At 71.5% G+C, this 5167-nt stretch carries 5 protein-coding genes; 2 read left to right on the top strand and 3 right to left on the bottom strand.

The genetic code is table 11. From position 1 onward, the window contains the following. On the bottom strand, positions 1-249 hold a 249-nt coding region (locus tag ACXJKL_RS13970), incomplete at its 3' end, for a universal stress protein (RefSeq protein WP_457207649.1). A gap of 133 nt (positions 250-382) precedes the next feature. On the opposite strand from ACXJKL_RS13970, the gene ACXJKL_RS13965 reads away from it, so the two are divergent. Continuing rightward, on the top strand, positions 383-1375 hold the full coding sequence (locus tag ACXJKL_RS13965) for a patatin-like phospholipase family protein (protein WP_457207648.1): 993 nt from the start codon (positions 383-385) through the stop codon (positions 1373-1375). A 1-nt stretch (position 1376) separates the two neighbouring features. On the opposite strand, the gene ACXJKL_RS13960 is transcribed toward ACXJKL_RS13965, so the two are convergent. Both ACXJKL_RS13960 and ACXJKL_RS13955 read right to left on the bottom strand, forming a co-directional pair. Continuing rightward, positions 1377-3320: a M13 family metallopeptidase gene (locus ACXJKL_RS13960; RefSeq protein WP_457207647.1), complete on the bottom strand. Its 1944-nt coding sequence runs from the start codon at positions 3318-3320 to the stop codon at positions 1377-1379. Between the two features lie 58 nt (positions 3321-3378). Continuing rightward, a complete protein-coding gene (locus ACXJKL_RS13955; protein WP_457207646.1) occupies positions 3379-4347 on the bottom strand; it encodes an NADPH:quinone oxidoreductase family protein in 969 nt (322 codons plus the stop codon). 64 nt (positions 4348-4411) lie between these two features. Here ACXJKL_RS13955 and ACXJKL_RS13950 point away from each other — a divergent pair. Then, positions 4412-5167: MFS transporter (locus tag ACXJKL_RS13950; protein WP_457207645.1), on the top strand; the 756-nt coding region annotated here is incomplete at its 3' end.

Raw genomic sequence — 5167 nt, 5'->3', positions numbered from 1 at the left:
GTGCAGGGCCTGCACGTCGCGGGCGAGCTGGTCGAGGACTGCCTGCTCGAAGTCCGCCTCCGGAGGGACGTAGCCCCGCTGCATCGAGGCGGGGCGGGGCGCGTTGGTCAGGCTCCAGGCCCGCAGCACGTGCAGGGGGATCCCGAGGCGGGCGGCGTGCCGACCCGCCCACACGACGGCCTGGCCGGAGGCACTGGACCCGTCATGACCCACGAGGATCCCGCCGTCGATCGTCACCGCTGCTCGCATGGAGCGAGCGTAGACTCACACCTCTGGACACGGCATCGTCCCGCGCGGCTGAGCAGCGGCGTATCAGGGCGAGGTCCGCACTCTCTTTACCTTCGAGCCGGCACCACGGGGCGCCGGAGGCCGGAGGAAGCACATGTCCACGAGTGACCTGGTCCTCGAGGGTGGAGGCGTCAAGGGTGCCGGCCTGGCCGGCGCCGTGCACGTCCTCGCCGAGACCTACGACTTCCACCGGGTGGCCGGCACGTCCGCGGGCGCCATCGTCGCCTCGCTGGTGGCCGCCGGGATGGGGCACCGCCTCGAGGAGCTGACGATCGACACCGACTTCGCCGACTTCCTCGACGAGGGTCCCGCCGGCCGGCTCCTCGGCCCGCTCGGCAACGGCCTCGACCTCCTCGCCCGCGAGGGACTGCACCAGGGCCGCAGCCTGCACCGCTGGATCCAGTTCACGCTGGCCGGGGCCGGCGTCCGGACCTGGGGCGACCTGCGACTGCCGGGCACCACCTCGCGCACTCCGGTCGAGCACCGCTACCGCCTGGTCGTCATCGTCTCGGACGTCTCGCGCGGACGGATGCTGCGCCTGCCCTGGGACTACGAGCGACTGCTGGGCTGCTCGCCCGACGCGATGCCGGTCGCCGACGCGGTCCGGGCCTCGGCGTCGATCCCGTTCTTCTTCCGGCCCTGGCACCTGCCCGTCGACCCGGCGCTCACGGGCGGCCGGACCGAGATCGTGCTCACCGACGGCGGGATGCTCTCGAACTTCCCGATCGGCCTCTTCGACGACGAGCCCGAGCACCCCACCATCGGGATCCGGCTCTCCGCGGGGTGCTCGCTGAGCGAGGAGCCGTGGTACGACGCCGACGACCCCCTGGCGCTGGCCCGCGCCCTCGTCGCGACCATGACCAACGCCCACGACCGCATCATCGAGGAGCAGCCCTCGGTCGTCTCGCGCACCGTCTTCGTCAAGACCGACGGCGTGCGCTCCACCGACTTCCGGCTCTCGGCGCGGACCAAGCGGGGACTCTTCGACAACGGGGTCGGCGCCGCGACGGCGTTCATGGCGGGCTGGGACTTCGCCACGTGGCGCCGCCAGCACGGCTCCCCCCGCGTCGCGGAGGGAGCCGCCTGACTCACCAGATGCGGACGCGCTGCTCCGGCTCGACCCACAGGGCGTCATCGGTCGAGGTCTCGAAGACCTCGTGGAACTCGTCGAGGTTGCGCACGATGTTGGCCCGGAACTCCGGCGGCGAGTGCGGGTCGATGGTGAGGTACTGCTGCTCCTGCTCCTTGCGCCGCTTGGTGCGCCAGCAGTAGGCCCAGTTGAGGAAGACCTTGCGGCGGTCCTCCAGCGAGGCCTCGCCGCCCTCGGCGATGACGAACGCCTTGTGGCCGATGGTCAGGCCACCGAGGTCGCCGATGTTCTCGCCGACCGTCAGCGCGCCGTTGACCTTCTCGCCGGGCAGCGCGCGCGGCTCGAAGCCGTCGTACTGCTCGATGAGCGCCTTGGACTTGACCTCGAAGGCGGCCTTGTCGTCGGCGGTCCACCAGTCGTTGAGGTTGCCGGCGCCGTCGTACTGCGCGCCCTGGTCGTCGAAGCCGTGGCCGATCTCGTGCCCGATGACCGCACCGATGCCGCCGTAGTTCTCCGCGGCGTGCGCGTCGGGGCTGAAGAACGGCTTCTGCAGGATCCCCGCCGGGAAGCAGATCTCGTTGGTGCCGGGGTTGTAGTAGGCGTTGACCGTCTGCGGCAGCATGAACCACTCGTCGCGGTCGACCGGCGAGCCGATCTTGGCCAGCTCGCGGTCGGTCTCGTACGCCGCCGACGCCGCGACGTTGCCCATCAGGTCGCCGGGGGTGACCCGCAGGTTGCTGTAGTCGCGGAACTTCTCCGGGTAGCCGATCTTGGGCCGGAAGGTGTCGAGCTTGTCGTAGGCCTTCTGCTTGGTCTCCTCGGTCATCCAGTCCAGCGCCTCGATGGAGACGCGGTAGGCCTGGAGCAGGTTGGCGACCAGGTCGTCCATCATCGCCTTGGACTCGGGCGGGAAGTGGCGCTCGACGTAGACCTTGCCGACGGCMTCGCCGATCGCGCCCTCGACCAGCGCGACGCCGCGCTTCCAGCGCTCGCGCAGCTCGGGGGTGCCGTTGAGGGTGCGGCCGTAGAAGTCGAAGTTGGTCTGCACGAAGTCGTCGGGGAGGTACGGCGCCGCGGAGCGCAGCACGTGGAACAGCAGCCACGGGCGCCACTGCTCGATGTCGACCTCCTCCAGCACGGTCGAGAGGTGCGCCAGGTAGGACGGCTGACGGACGCACGACTCGGCGATGGTCTCCGCGCTGCCGCCGAGGTTGGTGACGTAGGCCTCCCAGTCGAAGGCCGGCGCGAGCTCCTTGAGCTCCTCGAGCGTCATCAGGTTGTAGGTCTTCTGGACGTCGCGGGTCTCCGCGCGCTCCCAGTGGCCCTTGGCCAGGCGGGTGTCCACGTCGAGGACGGTCTGCGCCGCGGCCGCGGGGTGCGGGTGGCCGCCGAGCTCGAGCAGCCGGGTGAGGTAGCCGACGTACGCCTCGCGGATCTCGGCGAACTTGTCCTCTCGGTAGTAGCTCTCGTCCGGGAGCCCGAGGCCGCCCTGCGTGATGTGGAAGAGGTAGCGATCGGAGTTGCGGTCGTCGGTGTCGATGTAGGACCCGAACAGGCCGGCGCCGCCGATGCGCTCGAACTCGCCGAGGAACGCGGCCAGGTCACGCACGTCGCGCAGCGCCTCGACCGCGGTGACCAGCGGCTGGATCGGGCGCGTGCCGAGCCTGTCGATGGCCTCCTCGTCCATGAAGGAGGCGAAGAGGTCGCCGATCTTGCGGGCGTCCTCGCCGAGCTCGTCGGCAGGCGTCTCGGCCAGCGAGGTGATGATGTCGTTGACCTGCTGCTCGGCGACGTCGGCGAGCTGGACGAAGGGGCCCCAGCTCGAACGGTCGCTGGGGATCTCGGTCTCGTCGAGCCAGCGGCCGTTGACGTGGCCGAACAGGTCGTCCTGGGGACGGATGTCAGGGTTCATGCCCGGGCGGGCGTCGTCGAGGATGCTCACGGACCCGACCCTAACCGGCGGCACCCACACCGGTCAGCCAGTCGGTCGCCGCGGCCGGTCAGCGCACCCGTACGACGCTCTTGCCGAGCGTGCGGCGCTCGTCCATGTCGATGAGGGCCCGGCCGAAGTCCTCGAGGGCGTACGTCGCGCCGATGGGCGGCCTGATCGTCCCGCTCTCGATCATCGGCAGCAGCTCGGTCCACTGCTGCTGCATGAAGTCCTGGCGGGTCATCGCGTAGGCACCCCAGCCGACGCCGCGGACGTCGACGTTGTTGAGGAGCAGCCGGTTGACCTTGACCTCGGGGATGCCCTGGCCGGCGGCGAAGCCGACCACGAGCACCCGGCCCTGCTCGGCCAGACAGCGCAGCGAGTCGGTGAACAGGTCGCCGCCGACGACGTCGAGGACGATGTCCACGCCCCGGCCGTCGGTGAGCTCCTTGACGCGGTCCTTGAAGCCGTCCACCAGCACGGCGTCGTCGGCCCCGGCGGCACGCGCCACGGCGAGCTTCTCCTCGGTGCTGACCACGGCGATGGTGCGGGCGCCGTACCCCTTCGCGACCTGGAGGGTGGCGGTGCCGACCCCGCCGGCCGCGCCGTGCACGAGCACGGTCTCGCCCTCGCGGATCCCGCCGCGGTCCTTGAGGGCGAACTGCGCGGTCAGGTAGTTGAGCGGCAGCGCGGCGCCCTCGTCGTACGACAGGGCGTCGGGCAGCGGGAAGGTCCAGATGGCGGGCGAGGCGACCCGTTCGGCGGCGTTGCCCCAGCCGGCCACGCCGGCGACCCGCTGGCCGACGACCAGCGCGCTGGTGCCGGGGTCGAGGACCCGGCCGGCGAAGTCGACGCCGAGGTTGAAGGGCGGCTCCGGCTTCATCTGGTACTCCCCGCGGCTCAGCAGCAGGTCGGGGAAGGCGACCCCGACGCTGTGGACCTCGACGAGCACGTCGTCGGGTCCGGGAGTGGGCTCGGGGACGTCGTTGACGACGACGTCGGAGGGACCGGTGAGGGTGACGACCTGGGCAGCGCGCATGCCGAGCAGGCTAGCGACCCAATTCGGTGGCCCGCTGTCGGTGCCGACGGGCAGACTCTTCCCCATGCCGGACCCGCTGATCGACCAGGTGCAGGACACGGTCGGCGACCAGGTGGTCGGCCGACGGCTCCCCCGCGCCCTGACCCCCTTCCGGATCCCCGCCTACCGCTGGCTCGCGCTCGCCCTGGCCGCGAGCTCGTTCGCCGGCGGCGTGTGGATCGTCGCGCTCGTCTGGGAGGTCATCCGCCTCGGCGGCGGACCGGGCCAGCTCTCCACCGTGATGACCGCCAGCGCGGTCGGCGTGCTCGTCCCGGCCCTGCTCGCCGGCGTGGTGGCCGACCGGGTCCCGCAGAAGCTGATCCTGCTCGTCGTCGCCCTCGTCGAGCTGCTCGGCATGTCGCTGGTCGCCTTCCTCTCCTCCACCGACCTCAACGCGGTGTGGATGCTCGCGGGCGTCACCTTCGTGACCGGCATGGGGATGGCGTTCTACTACCCCGCCTACTCGGCGTGGCTGCCGGCGCTGATCCCCGAGTCCGACCTCCAGGCAGTCAACGGCTTCGAGGGCATGGTCCGCCCCACGATCGGGCAGGCCATCGGCCCCGCCGTCGCCGGTGCCGTCGTGGCCGCGAGCTCCCCGGGGACGGCGTTCACCCTCGCCGCGGCGTCCTCGGCCGTGGCGCTGGTGGTCCTCACCCGGGTCCCGAGCACCCCCGTCCGCCGCACCCTCGATGCCGCGCACGCGGGCCACCCGGTCCGCGCCGCGTTCGCCGACATGCGCGAGGGATTCTCCTACATGGTCCGCACCCCGTGGCTGCTGGCC

The organism is Nocardioides sp. P5_C9_2, from assembly GCF_054049555.1.
The sequence above is the reverse complement of the archived record's forward strand: the minus strand, read 5'-3'. Positions and strand labels throughout refer to the sequence as shown.